Origin of the sequence: Pseudomonas sp. B35(2017) (assembly GCF_002113645.1) — a bacterium.
In the GTDB taxonomy this organism is placed as follows: Bacteria; Pseudomonadota; Gammaproteobacteria; order Pseudomonadales; family Pseudomonadaceae; genus Aquipseudomonas; species Aquipseudomonas ekonensis.
The window spans coordinates 349,439-366,687 of record NZ_NEIZ01000003.1 but is presented as its reverse complement, the minus strand read 5'-3'; the positions used below and the strand labels follow the sequence as shown (position 1 = coordinate 366,687).

18 protein-coding genes are annotated in these 17,249 nt (G+C 64.3%); 8 read left to right on the top strand and 10 right to left on the bottom strand.

The annotated features are described in order from the left end of the window. Positions 1–2 precede the first annotated feature (2 nt). Positions 3–476, top strand: a complete 474-nt coding sequence (locus CAG41_RS08325) for a peroxiredoxin (RefSeq protein ID WP_085637204.1) — start codon at positions 3–5, stop codon at positions 474–476. A gap of 40 nt (positions 477–516) precedes the next feature. Here CAG41_RS08325 and CAG41_RS08320 read toward each other — a convergent pair whose 3' ends face one another. Next, positions 517–1,587: an AI-2E family transporter gene (locus tag CAG41_RS08320; protein WP_085585117.1), complete on the bottom strand. Its 1,071-nt coding sequence runs from the start codon at positions 1,585–1,587 to the stop codon at positions 517–519. 32 nt (positions 1,588–1,619) lie between these two features. Beyond that, positions 1,620–1,859 (bottom strand): sulfurtransferase TusA family protein, encoded by a 240-nt coding sequence (locus tag CAG41_RS08315; protein WP_085585119.1) that lies wholly within the window; start codon positions 1,857–1,859, stop codon positions 1,620–1,622. A 98-nt stretch (positions 1,860–1,957) separates the two neighbouring features. On the opposite strand from CAG41_RS08315, the gene CAG41_RS08310 reads away from it, so the two are divergent. Continuing rightward, positions 1,958–3,391 (top strand): M48 family metalloprotease, encoded by a 1,434-nt coding sequence (locus CAG41_RS08310; protein ID WP_085585121.1) that lies wholly within the window; start codon positions 1,958–1,960, stop codon positions 3,389–3,391. Positions 3,392–3,470: 79 nt separating this feature from the next. On the opposite strand, the gene CAG41_RS08305 is transcribed toward CAG41_RS08310, so the two are convergent. From CAG41_RS08305 to rpoE, 4 genes are all read right to left on the bottom strand, one after another. After that, entirely contained in the window at positions 3,471–4,901 is a 1,431-nt protein-coding gene (locus CAG41_RS08305; protein WP_085706852.1) for a DegQ family serine endoprotease, read from the bottom strand. A gap of 212 nt (positions 4,902–5,113) precedes the next feature. Further along, positions 5,114–6,076, bottom strand: a complete 963-nt coding sequence (locus tag CAG41_RS08300) for a MucB/RseB C-terminal domain-containing protein (RefSeq protein ID WP_085585125.1) — start codon at positions 6,074–6,076, stop codon at positions 5,114–5,116. Between the two features lie 8 nt (positions 6,077–6,084). Then, positions 6,085–6,672 carry a sigma-E factor negative regulatory protein gene (locus CAG41_RS08295; RefSeq protein WP_085585127.1) on the bottom strand — a complete coding sequence of 196 codons (588 nt, stop codon included), beginning with the start codon at positions 6,670–6,672 and terminating at the stop codon, positions 6,085–6,087. Between the two features lie 31 nt (positions 6,673–6,703). Then, entirely contained in the window at positions 6,704–7,285 is a 582-nt protein-coding gene (rpoE, locus tag CAG41_RS08290; protein ID WP_085585129.1) for an RNA polymerase sigma factor RpoE, read from the bottom strand. 559 nt (positions 7,286–7,844) lie between these two features. Between rpoE and nadB the strand changes: the two genes are divergently transcribed. Then, positions 7,845–9,461 (top strand): L-aspartate oxidase, encoded by a 1,617-nt coding sequence (nadB, locus tag CAG41_RS08285; RefSeq protein ID WP_085637210.1) that lies wholly within the window; start codon positions 7,845–7,847, stop codon positions 9,459–9,461. Here the strand turns inward: nadB and CAG41_RS08280 are convergent. After that, the gene (locus CAG41_RS08280; protein WP_085585133.1) at positions 9,430–9,882 is read right to left on the bottom strand and encodes a protein YgfX; all 453 of its coding nucleotides are present in this window, start codon (positions 9,880–9,882) and stop codon (positions 9,430–9,432) included. The two genes, nadB and CAG41_RS08280, sit on opposite strands and share 32 nt — an antisense overlap. Then, positions 9,866–10,120, bottom strand: coding sequence for a succinate dehydrogenase assembly factor 2 (locus CAG41_RS08275; RefSeq protein WP_085585135.1), 255 nt, complete (start codon positions 10,118–10,120; stop codon positions 9,866–9,868). The genes CAG41_RS08280 and CAG41_RS08275 overlap by 17 nt, the downstream gene beginning before the upstream one ends. Positions 10,121–10,269: 149 nt before the next feature. On the opposite strand from CAG41_RS08275, the gene CAG41_RS08270 reads away from it, so the two are divergent. Together CAG41_RS08270 and CAG41_RS08265 are read left to right on the top strand one after the other, a co-directional pair. After that, a complete protein-coding gene (locus CAG41_RS08270) occupies positions 10,270–11,211 on the top strand; it encodes a folate-binding protein YgfZ (RefSeq protein WP_085633030.1) in 942 nt (313 codons plus the stop codon). Between the two features lie 34 nt (positions 11,212–11,245). Further along, positions 11,246–12,067 carry an HDOD domain-containing protein gene (locus tag CAG41_RS08265; RefSeq protein ID WP_085585139.1) on the top strand — a complete coding sequence of 274 codons (822 nt, stop codon included), beginning with the start codon at positions 11,246–11,248 and terminating at the stop codon, positions 12,065–12,067. A 66-nt stretch (positions 12,068–12,133) separates the two neighbouring features. Here the strand turns inward: CAG41_RS08265 and CAG41_RS08260 are convergent, their stop codons facing one another. Next, complete coding sequence (locus CAG41_RS08260) at positions 12,134–13,519, bottom strand: sensor histidine kinase (RefSeq protein ID WP_085585141.1); 1,386 nt, start codon at positions 13,517–13,519, stop codon at positions 12,134–12,136. Beyond that, positions 13,512–14,183, bottom strand: a complete 672-nt coding sequence (locus tag CAG41_RS08255; protein ID WP_085585143.1) for a response regulator — start codon at positions 14,181–14,183, stop codon at positions 13,512–13,514. Before CAG41_RS08255 ends, CAG41_RS08260 begins: the two co-directional genes overlap by 8 nt. A gap of 237 nt (positions 14,184–14,420) precedes the next feature. On the opposite strand from CAG41_RS08255, the gene CAG41_RS08250 reads away from it, so the two are divergent. The 3 genes from CAG41_RS08250 to CAG41_RS08240 are packed head-to-tail and all read left to right on the top strand — an operon-like array spanning position 14,421 to position 17,248. Next, a complete protein-coding gene (locus CAG41_RS08250; protein WP_085585145.1) occupies positions 14,421–15,713 on the top strand; it encodes an OprD family porin in 1,293 nt (430 codons plus the stop codon). A 39-nt stretch (positions 15,714–15,752) separates the two neighbouring features. Next, the gene (locus tag CAG41_RS08245) at positions 15,753–16,730 is read left to right on the top strand and encodes a tripartite tricarboxylate transporter substrate binding protein (protein WP_085585147.1); all 978 of its coding nucleotides are present in this window, start codon (positions 15,753–15,755) and stop codon (positions 16,728–16,730) included. A 59-nt stretch (positions 16,731–16,789) separates the two neighbouring features. After that, entirely contained in the window at positions 16,790–17,248 is a 459-nt protein-coding gene (locus CAG41_RS08240) for a tripartite tricarboxylate transporter TctB family protein (RefSeq protein ID WP_085585149.1), read from the top strand. Position 17,249: the final 1 nt, after the last annotated feature.

The following is a 17,249-nucleotide window of genomic DNA, read 5'->3' as shown; positions in this document are numbered from 1 at the left end:
TCATGGCCGTTGTGATCGACCGACCGGTTGCCGATTTCGAAGCCCCCGCCACCAGCGGGAAAACCGTCAGCCTCGCGGGCCTCAAGGGCAAGCAGGTGGTGATCTACTTCTATCCGAAGGACAGCACCCCCGGCTGCACCACCGAAGGCCAGGGCTTTCGCGACCAGTACGCCGCGTTCCAGGCCGCCGACACGGAAATCTTCGGGGTTTCCCGCGACGGCCTGAAGTCCCACGAGAACTTCAAGTGCAAGCAGGAGTTCCCGTTCGAGCTGATCAGCGACAAGGACGAGGCCATCTGCCAGCTGTTCGACGTGATCAAGCTGAAGAAGCTGTACGGCAAGGAATACATGGGCGTGGATCGCAGCACGTTCCTCATCGACAAGAACGGCGTGCTGCGTCAGGAATGGCGTGGCGTGAAGGTGCCGGGGCATGTGGACGAGGTTCTGGCGGCGGCGCAGGCCCTGAACAAGGCTTGATGCCTTTGTGGCGCCCTCTCGGGCGCCACCGCAACACGCCCTACAGCAGCGGGGCCACCACCGGCTCCTTGCGCGGCCAGGCATCCAGCACAGCCTTGAACAGCGTCGCCAGGGGAATCGCGAAGAACACGCCCCAGAACCCCCACAACCCGCCGAACAACAGCACCGCGCAGATGATCGCCACCGGGTGCAGGTTGACCGCTTCGGAAAACAGCAACGGCACCAGCACGTTGCCGTCCAGGGTCTGAATGATCCCGTACACCGCCATCAGGTAGATGAACTGGTCGCTCCAGCCCCACTGGAACAGCGCGATCAGCAGCACCGGCACGGTCACCACCACCGCCCCGACATACGGCACCACCACCGACACGCCCACCAGCAAGGCCAGCAGCGCGGCGTAGTTGAGGCCCAGCGCAACGAAGGCGATGTACGTCACCCCGCCGCAGATCACGATCTCGATGACCTTGCCGCGGATGTAGTTGGCGATCTGTCGGTTCATTTCCTGGGCGACCCGGGTGATCAGCGCCCGCTCCCGCGGCAAATAGCCGCGCACCCATTCGCCGATCATCGCCCGGTCCTTGAGGAAGAAGAACACCAGGATCGGCACCAGCACCAGGTAGATCATCACGTTCACCAGCAGCGGCAGGCTCGACAGCGAGAACGTCAGCGCCCACTGGCCGAACTTGCCGATCTCGCCCCGCGCCGCCTCGATGGCCTGCAGCACCTGCTCGTCGGAGACCAGGTGCGGATAACGCTCCGGCAGCAGCAACAGCAGCGACTGCCATTTGGCGAGCATGCCCGGCAATTCGTTGAACAGCGTGATCAACTGATGCCAGAGCAGCGGCAGCACCACCACGATGAACACCATCAGCACGCCCATGAACAGCGCGAACACCAGCCCCACCGCCGCACCGCCGGGCATGCGCAGCCGTTCGAGGGTGACCACCAGCCCCTGCATCAGGTAAGCCAGCACCATCCCCGCCAGCACCGGCGCGAGCATGCCGCCCAAGGTGAGCACCGCCGTGAAGGCGAGAAACAGCAGCACCGCCAGCACCACCGCCTCTTCATCGGAGAAGTAGCGCTGAACCCAGTCGCGTAACACTTTGAACATCAATATTCCTTAGGTCTTGAACGCTGTCGGTTTCAGGCTTTTTTCAACCAGTAACGGTAGACGCCCGCCTCGTCTTCTTCGCGCAGCAGCGTATGACCGGCCAATTTGGCAAAGGTGCGGAAATCGCGCTGGGAACCCGCATCCGTGGCGATCACCTTGAGCACCGCGCCGCTGGGCAGCTTGTTGAGCTCCATCTTGGCCTTGAGCAACGGCAACGGACAATTCAGGCCGCTGGCGTCCAGTTCGCGGTCATGGGCTACAGCGTCGTTCATGCGTCACTCCGGATCAGGTGGGTCAGGCCGCCTAGAATATCTGGTCGCAGGCCCGGTGTCCGGCTACAGTAAGGTCTTTGTCGACTAAGGCTTTGTGCATGACTTTTCTGCGCCCTACCCTGCTGACGCTCGCTTGCCTGCTCGCCTCTCCGGGCTTCGCCGACGATCTGCCGTCACTCGGTGATGCCAGCTCTGCCATTGTCTCGCCGCAACAGGAATACCAGCTGGGCCGTGCCTGGCTGGCGCTGCTGCGCAGCCAGGTTTCCCAACTGAACGATCCGCAGCTCAAGGACTACGTCGAGTCCAGCGTCTACAAGCTGGTGGAGACCAGCCAGGTCAGCGACCGGCGCCTGGAGTTCATCCTGATCAACAGCCCGCAGCTCAACGCCTTCGCCGCGCCCGGCGGCGTGGTCGGGGTCAACGGCGGCCTGTTCCTCAACGCCCAGACCGAAGGCGAATACGCCTCGGTGCTGGCCCACGAACTGGCGCACTTGTCCCAACGCCACTTCGCCCGGGGCGTCGAAGCCTCCCAGCGGATGCAGGTGCCGATGATGGCCGCCCTGCTGGCCGGGATCGTCATCGCGGCCGCCGGCGGCGGAGATGCGGGCATCGCAACCATCGCCGGCACCCAGGCGGCGGCGATCCAGTCGCAACGCACCTTCTCGCGTCAGAACGAGCAGGAAGCCGACCGCATCGGCATCCTCAACCTGGAAAAGGCCGGCTACGACCCGCGCTCGATGCCGACCATGTTCGAGCGCCTGATGCGCCAGTACCGCTTCGACGCCAAACCGCCGGAATTCCTGCTGACTCACCCGGTCACCGAATCGCGGATCGCCGACACCCGCAACCGCGCCGAACAGGCCAAGCCCGGCGGCATCGAAGACAGCCTGCGCTATCAGTTGATCCGCGCCCGCGTGCAGCTGATCTACGAAGAGACCCCGGGGCTGGGCGCCAAGCGCTTCCGTGCGCAGCTGGACGAGAACCCGAAAAACGACGTCGCCCGCTACGGCCTGGCCATTGCCCAGATCAAGGGCGGCCAGTTGAATGACGCCCGGGAAAACCTCAAGCAGTTGCTGGCCAAGTCCCCGAACGAACTGATCTACAACCTGGCCCAGGTCGACCTGGACATCACCAACAACCGCCTGCCCGACGCCCAGTCGCGGGTCGACCGGCTGCTCACGCAGTTTCCCGGCAACTACCCGCTGAACCAGGTGCGGGTCGACCTGCTGCTCAAGCAGAACCGCGCCGCCGATGCGGAAAAGGCCCTGGACAGCCTGCTCAAGTCGCGCCCGGACGATCCGGACGTGTGGTATCAGGTGGCCGAGACCCGCGGCCTGTCCGGCAACATCATCGGCCTGCACCAGGCCCGCGCCGAGTATTTCGCCCTGGTGGGCGATTACCGGCAGGCGATCCAGCAACTGGACTTCGCCAAGCGCAAGGCCGGCAACAATTTCCCGCTGTCGTCACGCATCGATGCCCGTCAGCGCGAACTGATGGAACAGGAGCGCATGATCAAGGACATGATGGGCTGAGCCTGCCCGCTGGCATTAAACTGCGGGCATAAAAAAACCGCCTCTTTCGAGGCGGTTTCTTATTGGATTGACGACCTGATCACTCGGCCAGCTTGAAGGTGATGAAGCTGGCGCGTCCCTGACGCAGCACCCGCATCGACACCGAGCGGTTCTTCGGCAATGCCTTGGCGATCTCGGCGAACTCCTTGGCGGAACCGATGGCCTGGTTGTTCAGGTGAGTGATGATGTCGCCCGGCTGCAGGCCGATCAGCGCCGCAGGGCCGTCCTGGACTTCCTTGATGACCACGCCGCCCTTGAGGTCGTAGGTTTTCTTCTGTTCGGCGCTCAGCTCGCCGACCGACACGCCCAGACGGTTGCTGGTGCTCTCGACACCGGACTTCGGCAGCACGTCCGTGTCCTTGTCCTCATCGGGAATCGCACCGACGGTCAGCTCGATGTTCTTGTGCTTGCCGTCGCGGATCACTTCCAGGTTGGCCTTGGCGCCCGCCTTCAGCGCACCGACCAGATGCGGCAGGTCGGCGGACATGACGATCGGCTGACCGTTCATGCTCAGGATCACGTCGCCCACTTGCAGGCCACCCTTGGCGGCAGGGCCGTCATCCTGGATCTGGGCCACCAGCGCACCGGCCGGTTTCTCCAGGCCGAACGATTCGGCCAGATCCTTGTTCACTTCCTGGATGACCACGCCCAGCCAGCCGCGGCTCACCTTGCCACCGCTCTTGAGCTGATTGGAGACGTCCATCGCCACGTCGATCGGGATGGCGAACGACACGCCCATGAAGCCGCCGGAGCGGGTGTAGATCTGCGAGTTGATGCCGACCACCTCACCGTTCAGGTTGAACAGCGGACCGCCGGAGTTGCCCGGGTTGATCGGCACGTCGGTCTGGATGAACGGCACGTAGTTTTCGTTCGGCAGGCTGCGGCCGACGGCGCTGACGATGCCTTGGGTCACGGTGTGGTCGAAGCCGAACGGCGAACCGATCGCCACCACCCACTGACCGGCCTTCAGATCCTGGGACTTGCCGAGCTTGAGCACCGGCAGGTCCTTGCCGTCGATCTTCAGCAGGGCCACGTCGGAGCGCGGGTCGGTGCCGATCAGCTTGGCTTTCATTTCGCTGCGGTCGGCAAGGCGGACGAGGATTTCGTCGGCGTCGGCGATCACATGGTTGTTGGTCAGGATGTAGCCGTCAGACGAGATGATGAAGCCCGAACCCAGCGACTGGGCTTCACGCTGACGGTCGCCGCGGGGCGAACGCTGCTGCGGCGGCATGCCGCGCTCGAAGAACTCGCGCAGCATCGGCGGCAAGCCTTCCAGGTCCGGCATCTGCTGGTTCACCTTGCGGTCGGGCAGCTTCTGCGTGGTGCTGATGTTCACCACCGCAGGCGAGGCCTGCTCGACCAGTTGGGTGAAATCAGGCAGCTCGGCCGCCTGAACGGCGGGCACGGCCTGACCGAGCACCAGCACGGTGGCGAGAATGGAGAGATAGGACTTCAAGCTAGGTATCGACATACAGCTCCCGTTACGACGAGCAGGGTTAAGCGATATGGAGCAAGGAACGCCGGAAACTGCGGGCCGGCATTTTTGTTCCGGGAACGACAGACAAGGCCAGAGCCGAGAGGCTCTGACCTATAGAAAAAAATCGGGTGTTTTGCAAATGAAAATGCTCAGCAAACATTTCTGCATCTCGACGAAGCAGCGCAAACAGCCTGGCCGGAATCGGCTTACTGCTTGCTGGTTGCGGCGCCATCATTGCGCATCGACAAGGCAATTCGTTCGGCGGTGCCGATCGGGATCTCACCGACCACGGTCACCATCATTTCGCCCTCGGGCGTGGTCAGGCGACGGGACACCGCAACGGTCGGGCCGAGCTGAGTCCGAGTATCCGTGACCGTGGCGCCGTTGAGCGGCTCCAGGAACACCGAGAAGCGCGCCAGGCCATCGTCATACATCAGACTGCTGACCTGGGTCTTGGTCTCCGGATCCTTGCGCGAGGTACTGCTGGTCAGCTCGAAGCCCGGCGGCAGCCAGTCCGAATGCCAGACCTGGGCAGCCTTGACGGCGGACGCCTTGTCGCTGTCCAGGGCGACGGCGCGGCAGTCGGATCCTGCCTGCAGGTCGCTGTCGGAAGGGATTTCAGAGGTATCGAGGCGGGTGAACTGAAAACGCTCGAGCAACTGGCCTTTGTCGTTGAGCAGAAGCGACTTGAGGGGCAGGCCCGTCTGTTTGTCCAGATGCAGTTCGAAACCGTAGCGGTGCTGGTCGCGGGGCGTCAGCGATACGATCACCGCTTCACGTCCGGCCACGCGCGACTTGCCGATGACGGCAAGTTCGTACCAATTCTTGAGTTTTTGAGGATCGAGGGGGCGGGCGGCGGAATTCGGAGAATCCCCCAGCCCCGCAATCAGTGCGCCACTGACACATTGCGTCCGTCCATCCACCCGCACCACTTCCTGCGCCGATCCGTCGAGCTGAAGCAGACGCTCGCGAACCTGGCCGTTCTGGACGCGATGCCAGATGGTATGGGTAGAGAAACTGCCGTTACGCTCGTAGACGAAAGTGCCGTGAAAGCTCTGCTGCTGTTCGGCCTGGCCCAGACGGGTCAACCAGTCCTGGGCGTCGTCGGCATGGGCTGGAACGATGAACCAGCCGCCAAGCAGAAGCGAGAGTAGCGGTATGGCGCGCATGATCCTCCTTAACGGTTTTCCAGGCTGGCTGCACGCGCGTAAGGCAGTGCGCTTTCAGTTCCCTTGAGTGCGGCCTGCTGGGCATGCTGGCGCAGATAGCCTGGCAGACGCTGATCGTGCCAGCCTGGCTGGCCTTGCAGAACGCCGTTGGCCATGGGACCTGTGGCTTCCGAACTCTCATTGTAGCCTGCCAAAACCGCCGGGCCCTTGACTTGAGGCACGGCCAACGTCGGCTGGTTGGACTGCTGAGCCAGTTCCACGCCAGCGATTTCGTCGTGGTTGTACAGGCGCACGCCGGCCAGCACGGCCACAGTCACCGACGCCGCAACAGCCAGGCGACCGAGATTGCGCCACGGGCCGCGGGAAACCTTGGCCGGAGCGGCTTCGTCTTCCAGCGCAGCAGAGACCGCCGCAGCGAGATCCAGACGCGGAAGCAGCAGATCCTTGTGCATGGCTGCCCGAGCGATCTGGTAGCGAGCCCAGGTTTCACGGGTTTCAACATCGTCCAGTGCATTGAGCACCCGACGCAATTCCAATTCGTCCGCTTCGTTATCCATCACTGCGGACAGCGATTCCTGCAGGGCTTCCCGACTCATGGCGTTCCTCTCTTGGCTGTCGCCGCTGTCTTTAGTTTTCCTGCAACAACGGCTGCAGGGCTTTGTCGATGGCCTCCCGGGCGCGGAAGATCCGGGAGCGCACGGTACCCACCGGACATTGCATGACGCTCGCAATGTCTTCATAACTCAGACCGTCGAACTCGCGCAGCGTCAACGCCGTGCGCAAATCTTCCGGCAATTGCTGAATGGTTCGATGGACGGTGCCTTCGATCTCATCCCGCAGCAATGCGCGTTCTGGCGATTCGAGATCCTTGAGGCCATGATCGCCGTCGTAGAACTCTGCGTCTTCGGAACTGACATCGCTATCCGGCGGCCTGCGGCCGCGTGAAACCAGATAGTTCTTCGCCGTGTTGATGGCGATGCGGTAAAGCCACGTATAGAACGCGCTGTCTCCGCGAAAGTTGCCAAGCGCTCGGAACGCCTTGATGAAGGCTTCTTGCGCAACGTCCTGGGCCTCATGGGTGTCGTGCACGAAACGCACGATCAACCCGAGAATTTTGTGCTGATACTTCAGCACCAGCAGATCGAACGCCCGCTTGTCGCCACGCTGAACGCGCTCGACCAGCTGCTGATCCTCTTCCTGGGTTAGCATGAACACTCCTCGATGAGCTCGGAGGAGGCTTGCATAACCAAACGACCGGACTTGCAAACATAGACTCGGGCTTTTCGCAAAAGTTCTCCCCCTCCAAGCAAGTTTCCTGCGGGGCTCTGATTAGGCACGCACGAAAAACGCAGCGCGGAATGAACCGGCTGCGCGAATAATCTTGTCATCGGTTCGCCGGCAGGAACCCGACCTCAGGTTCCGCTTCGAAGCCGACACTGTCCCTTGTCTCAGGCACCTGTCTATTGATCTTGGGCCCTTGGCAAAAGTTCCAAATATTTATAGCCGCGCCATACCGACATTGGGCGACCATGAGCGGAAAAAGTGTGTTTCATCCCCGATACAGCCGTCTTTTTGCGAAGTCTGCCAAAAAGGCATCCGACGAAACGTTCGGATTTTCCCGTCACGGTAGTTTCACAATGCCATATCGGCCCGGCTATTGTGCCGATCCCCCCCTCTATATACTAGTGGGCTGTGTGGCGGTCCCGACGTGCCGATCCAGCTGTCTTGCGCCACCCCCGACCCGGGTCGCTTTGAGCGGAATCCTGAAATGAGCCAACAGTTCCAACACGATGTTCTGGTCATTGGCAGCGGCGCTGCCGGTTTGAGTCTTGCGCTGACCCTGCCGGGCCATTTGCGCATCGCCGTGCTGAGCAAGGGCGATCTGGCCAACGGCTCCACCTATTGGGCCCAGGGCGGCGTTGCGGCCGTGCTGGACGACACCGACACCGTCGAATCCCACGTCGACGACACCCTGAACGCCGGCGGCGGCCTGTGCCATGAGGACGCGGTGCGCTTCACGGTCGAGCACAGCCGCGAAGCGATCCAGTGGCTGATCGATCAAGGCGTGCCCTTCACCCGCGACGAACACGCCAGCGGCGAGGACGGCGGCTTCGAATTCCACCTGACCCGCGAGGGCGGCCACAGCCACCGGCGCATCATCCACGCCGCCGACGCCACCGGCGCGGCCATTTTCACGACGCTGCTGGCCCAGGCCAAGGAACGCCCGAACATCGAACTGCTGGAGCAGCGGGTCGCCGTCGATCTGATCACCGAACGCCGACTGGGCCTGGACGGCGACCGCTGCCTCGGCGCCTACGTGCTCAACCGCCGCAGCGGCGAAGTCGACACTTACGGCGCCAGGTTCGTGATCCTGGCCTCCGGCGGCGCGGCCAAGGTCTACCTCTACACCAGCAACCCCGACGGCGCCTGCGGCGACGGCATCGCCATGGCCTGGCGGGCGGGTTGCCGGGTGGCGAACCTGGAGTTCAACCAGTTCCACCCCACCTGCCTGTATCACCCGCAAGCCAAGAGTTTCCTGATCACCGAGGCCCTGCGCGGCGAAGGCGCCCACCTGAAGCTGCCGAACGGCGAGCGCTTCATGCAGCGCTTCGACCCGCGCGCCGAACTGGCGCCCCGGGACATCGTGGCCCGGGCCATCGACCATGAAATGAAGCGGCTGGGCGTGGACTGCGTTTTCCTGGACATCAGCCACAAGCCCGAAGCGTTCATCAAAAGCCACTTCCCGACCGTCTACGAGCGCTGCCTCGGATTCGGCATCGACATCACCCGACAACCGATCCCGGTCGTCCCGGCGGCGCACTACACCTGCGGCGGCGTGATGGTCGACCAGCAGGGCCGCACCGACGTGCCGGGCCTCTATGCCATCGGCGAAACCAGCTTCACCGGCCTGCACGGCGCCAACCGCATGGCCAGCAACTCGCTGCTGGAGTGTTTCGTCTACGCCCGCTCGGCGGCGGCCGACATCCTCGGCCAACTGGCCGACGTCAGCGTGCCCAGCGCCCTGCCCGCCTGGGACGCCAGCCAGGTGACCGATTCGGACGAAGACGTGATCATCGCGCACAACTGGGACGAACTACGGCGGTTCATGTGGGACTACGTCGGCATCGTGCGCACCAACAAGCGCCTGCAGCGGGCCCAGCACCGCGTGCGCCTGCTGCTGGACGAGATCGACGAGTTCTACAGCAACTACAAGGTCAGCCGCGACCTGATCGAACTGCGCAACCTGGCGCAGGTGGCGCAGCTGATGATCCGCTCAGCCATGGAACGCAAGGAAAGCCGCGGGCTGCATTTCACCCTCGACTACCCGGACCTGCTGCCCGAAGCGCTGGACACTATTCTGGTGCCGCCCACCTACGCCGGCTGAACTTGAGGCGTACCCGCAGGCGACGGTGCACATCCGCCGCCTGCGCGTCCCGGGGCACGCAGACCGACCGTGTGCGCCGCTCGCCCCGCAGACGAAAACGCAGCACCACGATCAGCGGCAGCGCCAGGCTGTCCGGCCGCAACTGCACCGGCTGCCAGCCATCGGCGCGGTTCCACAACTGCCAACCCTGCGCGTCGCGGCGCAGACCGCTGAAGGCCTTGGAATGGCTGAGAAGAATCTGACGCGGCAACACCCAAGCGGCATGGCCCAGACAGGCCAAAGCCCCCAGCAAACTGGCCCAGAGCGGCACGGACAGACAAAAGACGGCTCCCAGGGCGAACGCCTGGGTCAGCAGATACGCCGCCAGCAGTTGCCCTGAGGCCTGCCAGCGGCATTCGAAGGTTTCACTTGGGCTGGACACGGTCCAGGATCATGCGGACCATGCGCTGCAGTTCCGGATCATCGGACTCGCTGCGTTCCATGAACCAGCCGAACATGTCCTGGTCCTCGCATTCGAGCAGGCGGACATACAGCGCGCGATCCACGTCGTTCAGGTTCGCGTAGACCTCTTTCACGAACGGCACCAGCAGCACGTCCAGCTCGAGCATGCCGCGGCGGCTGTGCCAAAAGAGGCGGTTCAGTTCAACTTGTTCGACCATGGAGCGCTCCTCAAATAGGCCGCAAGTATACAGGCCGGGCGCGTGCCGAACAGTCGGCTTTGGTCGGCCACCACCGATCCTTTATGAACTATCCATTTCAACGAGCCCCCCTTATGATGTGCCCCAGTCTCTTTACCCTGCGATGACCCATGGCCGATTCTGCTTTTTTCTGCACCCTGTCACATGAAGGCGTTCTCGCGGTCCGCGGCGCGGATGCCGGCAAGTTCCTGCAAGGCCAGCTGACCTGCAACATCAACTACCTGAGCGACAGCCAATCCAGCCTCGGTGCCCGCTGCACGCAAAAGGGCCGGATGCAGTCCAGTTTCCGCATCCTGCTCGAAGGCGACGGCGTGCTGATGGCGATGGCCGGCGAACTGCTGGAGCCGCAACTGGCGGACCTGAAAAAGTACGCGGTGTTCTCCAAATCCAAACTGACCGACGAAAGCGCAGCCTGGGTGCGCTTTGGCCTGGTTAACGGGGACGCAGCCCTGAACGGCCTCGGCCTGGCCCTGCCGGCCGAGACCGACAGCGTGGCGCGCCACGAAGGCCTGATCGCGGTTCGCGTCTCGCCGGATCGCGCCGAGCTCTGGGTGCCCGCCGATCAGGCGGACGCCATCAAGGCCCGTCTGTCCGCCGCATTGGCCGAAGGCGACCTGAACGGCTGGCTGCTGGGCCAGATCCGTGCCGGCATCGGCCAGGTCATGCCGAGCACCCGCGAGCTGTTCATTCCGCAGATGCTCAACCTGCAGGCCGTCGGTGGCGTGAGCTTCAAGAAAGGCTGCTACACCGGCCAGGAAATCGTCGCCCGCATGCAGTACCTGGGCAAGCTCAAGCGTCGTCTGTACCGCGTCAGCCTGGAGGCCGGCGAACTGCCGGAACCCGGCACCCCGCTGTTTGCGCCGAGCCACGGCAGTTCCATCGGCGAAGTGGTGCTGGCCGCCCGCGCCGAACACAACATCGAACTGCTCGCGGTGCTGCAAGCCGAAGCCGCCGACGAGGGCGATGTGCACCTGGGCACGCTCGAGGGCCCGGCGCTGCAATTGCTCGACCTGCCTTACGAACTGGATCGCGACCGCGAGATCCAGCGCTGAACGCGGCCTTTGGTGCAAGACCTAGAGAAACGACATGAGCGAGCTGGCGGATAAGGTCCAACAGGATTTGGTTGAGGCCATCGACAACGATGATCTGGTTCTGCCCACCTTGCCGGAAGTGGCCCTGCAGATCCGCAAGGCCGCCGAAGACCCGGAGATCAGCGTCAGCGACCTGAGCAAGGTGATCGGCCGGGACACGGCGCTGTCGGCGCGCCTGATCAAGGTGGTCAACAGCCCGCTGCTGCGCGCGACGCAGGAAGTCACCGACCTGCACACGGCCATCACCCGGTTGGGCGTCAACTACAGCAGCAACCTGGCGATCGGCCTGGTGATGGAGCAGATCTTCCACGCCCGCTCCGACGTGGTGGAACAGAAGATGCGCGAAGTCTGGCGCAAGAGCCTGGAGATCGCCGGGGTCAGCTACGCGCTGTGCCGCCGCCACACCCAGCTCAAGCCCGACCAGGCCGCCCTCGGCGGACTGGTGCACCAGATCGGCGTCCTGCCGATCCTGACCTACGCCGAAGACCACTACGAACTGCTGTCGGATCCTGTCAGCCTCAACCACGTGATCGACCACATTCACCCGCTGCTCGGCGACAAGCTGTTGCGTGTCTGGGAGTTTCCGGAACGCTTGGTCGAACTGCCGGGGCTGTACCAAGACTTCAAGCGGGAGTCGGCCGAGATCGATTACGTCGATCTGGTGCAGGTGGCCAGCCTGTACTGCCACAAGGACACCGAGCATCCGTTCGCGCGCATCGACCCGTTCAGCGTTCCGGCGTTCCGCAAGCTGGGGATCGACACGGAGAACAAGGAAATGTGCGCAGACCTGGAAGAATCACGGTCGATGTTCTACTGACCCCTGTGGCGAGGGCGCTCGCTCCCGCCGGGCGGCGCCGCCTTCCAGAGTCAATCCTCAAAAGCCTCATCCGGCGATGAAGCTGACCCTGACCTTCAACCCCGCCTGCTCCCCGTCATGCAGCGTGATCTGCGCCAGGTGCGCCCGGCAGATCTCGCCGACGATCGCCAGCCCCAAGCCCGATCCCGCCACCTGCTGGTTGCGCCGGTAGAAGCGTTCGAACACCCGGTCGCGCTCGTGCAGCGGAATCCCCGGACCGTCATCCTCGACTTCCAGCACCGCCGGCGCCGTGACCCGCAGGATCACATTGCCGCCCGGCGGCGTGTGCGCCAGCGCGTTGTCCACCAGGTTGCTCAGCAATTCGTTGAGCAGCGTCGGCTCGCCGCGCAGCCACACCGGCTGATCCGCCTCCAGCGCCAGCGCGACGCCCCTGGCGTGGGCCAACGGCGCCATGGCCATGCCCAGCTCCCGGGCCAACTGGCTCAAATCGAGCAGCTCCGCGCCGCCCTCAGCGATGGCCCGGGCGCCGTTTTCCACCCGTGCCAGCGACAGCAACTGGTTGGCCAGGTGGGTCAACCGGTCGGTGCTTTGCGCCGAGGACTGCAAGGTGTCGTGCCAGACCTGCGGCTCGTTCGAGCGCAGGCCCAGCTCAAGCCGCGCCTTGAGCGCCGCCAGCGGCGTGCGCAACTCGTGCGCCGCGTCGGCGATGAACTGCGCCTGACGCTCGAACTGCCCGCGCAAGCGCTCGGTGAAATGATTGAGCGCCCGCACCAGCGGCCACAGCTCACGCTGCACCTGCACCAGCGGCAAGGGCCGCAGGTCGTCGGGCTGACGCTCCTCCACTGCCGTGCGCAAGCGCTCCAGCGGCCGCAGCGCGGCGCTCACCGCGAACCACACCAGCAGCAACGCGCCGCCGGCCAGCATGCCCAGGCGCAGCAGCGTGTCGGCCGCCAGGCTCTGGGCCATGCTGACCCGCGCTTCGTCGGTCTCGGCGACGCGGATTTCCGCCATGCCGTTCATGTTCGGTTCGCTGACGGCCTTGAGCAGGCTCACCACCCGCACGTTCTGCCCGCGGTAGGTGGCGTCGTAGAACCGCGCCAGGGCCGGGTAGCTGTCGGTGCGCGGCGTGCCGGGCGGCGGGCCGGGAAGGTTCTCGTAGCCGGAGATCAGCTTCTGGTGGATGTCGTTGACCTGGTAGTAGATGCGCCCGGCGCTGTCGTAGGCGAAGGTGTCGAGGGCCACGTAGGGCACGTCGGCGCTGAGGCTGCCGTCACGCTGCGAAAGGCCGGCGGCGATGGTGCGGGCCGACGCCAGCAGCGTGCGGTCGTAGGCGGTGTCGGCGGCTTCGCGCCCGTTCCAGTAGGCGCTCAGGCCGCTGGCGAGCATCAGCACCACCAGCAGCAGCGCCAGGTTCCACAGCAACCGCCAGCGCAGACTGCCGGGCTTATGCATCGCGGCTTTCCAGGAGGTAACCCAGGCCACGGAAGGTCACGATGGCCACCGCGTGCCCGTCGAGCTTCTTGCGCAGGCGGTGCACGTAGATCTCGATGGCGTCGGGGCTCGCCTCCTCGTCCAGGCCGAACACCTGCGCCGCCAGTTGCTCCTTGCTCATCACCCGCCCCGGCCGCGCGATCAGCGCTTCGAGCACGGCCTGTTCGCGGGAGGTCAGGGTGAGCAGTTCTTCGCCGAGGGTGAAGCGCCGTGTGTCGAGATCGTAGGCCAGCACGCCGCAGCGCTGCTGGCGTTCGCCGCCGAGCACGCTGCGGCGCAGCAGGGCCTTGACCCGCGCTTCCAGTTCGGTGAGCTCGAACGGCTTGGCCAGGTAATCGTCGGCGCCGAGGTTGAGGCCGTGCACCCGGTCCTTGACGTCGCTGCGGGCCGTGAGCATCAGCACCGGCAGGTTCTTGCCGCGTGCGCGCAGGCGCGCCAGTACTTCGAAACCGTCCATGCGCGGCAGGCCCACGTCGAGGATCGCCATGGCGTATTCCTCGCTGCCCAGCGCCAGGTCGGCGGCCACGCCGTCGTGCAGCACATCCACGGTCAGACCGGTGCCCTTGAGCGCCTGCGCCACGCTTTCGGCGAGCGGCAAATGGTCTTCGACGAGCAGAACACGCATGGATCCTCACCTCATTCAGGGGGTGGCCGACGCCACTCTTTGGCGCGGAGTTTACCGCCGCCACCGCCGCTGTGAAGCCCGAAAACCGTGAAAGTCAACTGAAAGGTTAGCGAAAGGTTAGGCCGCTAGAGTCGGGTAACGGAATGTTTCGACTTCCGTCGCTGCCGCACACAGCGCTGCGAAAAACGCCACGAAGCGTTTTCGACCAATAAGAACAATAAACGGAGTACAGCATCCATGCAGTCCTTGCAGAGCCGGGCCTTCGCGCCTGTCCGCCCTTCCCGCTTCAGCCGCACCGCCCTCGCCAGCGCCGCCGCCCTTGCCGGCTTTTCCCCGCTGAGCCATGCCGACTTCATCGAAGACAGCAGCGCCACCTTCGAAACCCGCAACATGTACTTCAACCGAGACTTCCGCGACGGCACCAGCGCCCAGCAATCCAAGCGGGACGAATGGGCCCAAGGCTTCATGCTCAATCTGCAGTCGGGCTACACCGACGGCACCGTGGGGTTCGGTGTCGATGCGCTGGGCATGCTGGGTGTCAAGCTCGATTCGAGCCCGGACCGCACCGGCACCGGCCTGCTGCCGACCCACGATGACGGACGCGCGGCGGACGAATACTCCAAGCTCGGCCTGACCGGCAAGGTCAAGATCTCCGCCACCGAACTGAAGATCGGCAGCCTGATCCCGGAACTGCCGATCCTCAAGCCCAACGACGGACGCATCCTGCCGCAGACCTTCGAAGGCGGCCTGCTGACCTCCAAGGAGATCAAGAACCTGACCTTCACCGGCGGGCGCCTGGAGAAGGCCAAGGACCGCGACAGCACCGATTTCGAGGACATCGCCCTCAACAACAAGAACAGCCGTTTCGCCGGCACCGTCGCCGGCAAGCACTTCGATTTCGGCGGCCTGGACTACAAGTTCACCGACAAGATCACCGGCAGCTACCACTTCGCCCAGCTTGCCGAAGTCTACAACCAGCACTTCCTCGGTCTGGTCGCCTCACAGCCGATGGGCCCCGGCACCTTCGCCACCGACCTGCGGTTCGCCCTCAGCGACGACCAGGGCGCGGCCCGCGGCGGCAAGATCGACAACCGCTCGCTCAACGGCCTGGTCAGCTATGCCCTGAGCGGCCACAAGTTCACCGCCGGTTACCAGCACATGTCCGGCGACAGCGCTTTCCCGTATGTCGACGGCAGCGACCCGTACCTGGTCAACTTCGTGCAGATCAACGACTTCGCCGGCGCCGAAGAACGCTCCTGGCAAGCCCGCTACGACTTCGACTTCGCCAGGCTCGGCATCCCCGGCCTGAGCTTCATGACCCGTTACCTGAGCGGCGACAACATCCAGCTCAAGAACGGCGACGAAGGCAAGGAGTGGGAGCGCAACACCGAGATCAAGTATGTAGTACAAAGCGGCGCCCTCAAGGACGTCGCCGTGCGCCTGCGCAATGCCACCTACCGTTCCAACTACTCCGCCCGCGATGCCGATGAAGTGCGTCTGCTGGTGAGCTACAGCGTTGCCCTTTGGTAATTCAGTACGTCCATAACAACAACTCCCAAGGAGACATAGATGAACTTATCACTGCGTAAAGTCGCTCTGGCCGCCGGCCTCATGGTGTTCGCCGGCCAGCTGATGGCCGAGCCCAAACGCCCGGAATGCATCGCGCCGGCCTCCCCCGGCGGCGGCTTCGACCTGACCTGCAAACTGGCGCAGAGCGCGCTGGTGAACGAAAAGCTGCTGACCAAACCGATGCGCGTGACCTACATGCCCGGCGGCGTCGGCGCGGTGGCCTACAACGCGGTGGTCGCCCAGCGTCCGGCCGATGCGGGCACGCTGGTGGCGTGGTCGAGCGGTTCGCTGCTGAACCTGGCCCAGGGCAAGTTCGGCCGTTTCGATGAGACCAACGTGCGATGGCTGGCGGCGGTCGGCACCAGCTACGGCGCCATCGCGGTGAAAAGCGATTCGCCCTACAAGACCCTCGACGACCTGGTCAAGGCACTGAAGAAAGACCCGAGCGCCGTGGTGATCGGCTCCGGCGGCACCGTCGGCAGCCAGGACTGGATGCAGACCGCCCTGATCGCCAAGGCCGCCGGGATCAACCCGCGCGACCTGCGCTACGTCGCCCTCGAAGGCGGCGGCGAGATCGCCACCGCCCTGCTCGGCGGGCACATCCAGGTGGGCAGCACCGACATCTCCGACTCCATGCCGCACATCCTCAGCGGCGACATGCGCCTGCTGGCGGTGTTCGCCGAGAACCGCCTCGACGAGCCGGAAATGAAAGACATCCCGACCGCCCGCGAGCAAGGCTACGACATCGTCTGGCCGGTGGTGCGCGGCTTCTACCTGGGCCCGAAGGTCAGCGACGAAGACTACGCCTGGTGGAAAGCCTCCTTCGACAAGCTGCTGGCCTCCGACGAGTTCGCCAAGCTGCGCGATCAGCGCGAGCTGTTCCCCTTCGCCATGACCGGCCCGGAGCTGGACACCTACGTGAAGAAGCAAGTCGCGGACTACAAGGTGCTGGCCAAAGAGTTCGGCCTGATCCAGTGATCGTCTCTGTCTAGCGACCATGGCCCTGCCCGGCGGGGTCATGGCACAGGAGTGTCTCCATGCTCATTCAACGCATCTTCGCGTCGGTGCTGTTGCTGGCCTGTGCCGGCCTGGCGCTGATGGCCTGGCCGTACCAGGCGGCGTTTTCCTACGAACCCGTGGGCCCTCGGGCGTTTCCGTTGCTGATGCTCGGCCTGATGGGGTCAGCCTTGCTGTACATGCTGTTCCGCCCCGCGCCGATCAAGCACAGCGAGGACGAACCGCCGCTGGACCGCGAAACGCTGACCAAGATCGGCCTCTGCACCTTGTTGCTGCTGGTGTTCGCCGGCACTTTCGAACCGTTGGGCTTCATCCTGGCCAGCATCGTCACCGGTGTGCCGATGGCCCGGCTCTACGGCGGGCGCTGGCTGCCCAGCGCCGTGATCATCAGCCTAATGGCCATCGGTCTTTACCTGTTGTTCGACCGTCTGATGGACGTTCCCCTGCCCTTGGGCCTGCTCGACGTACTGGAGAACTGAT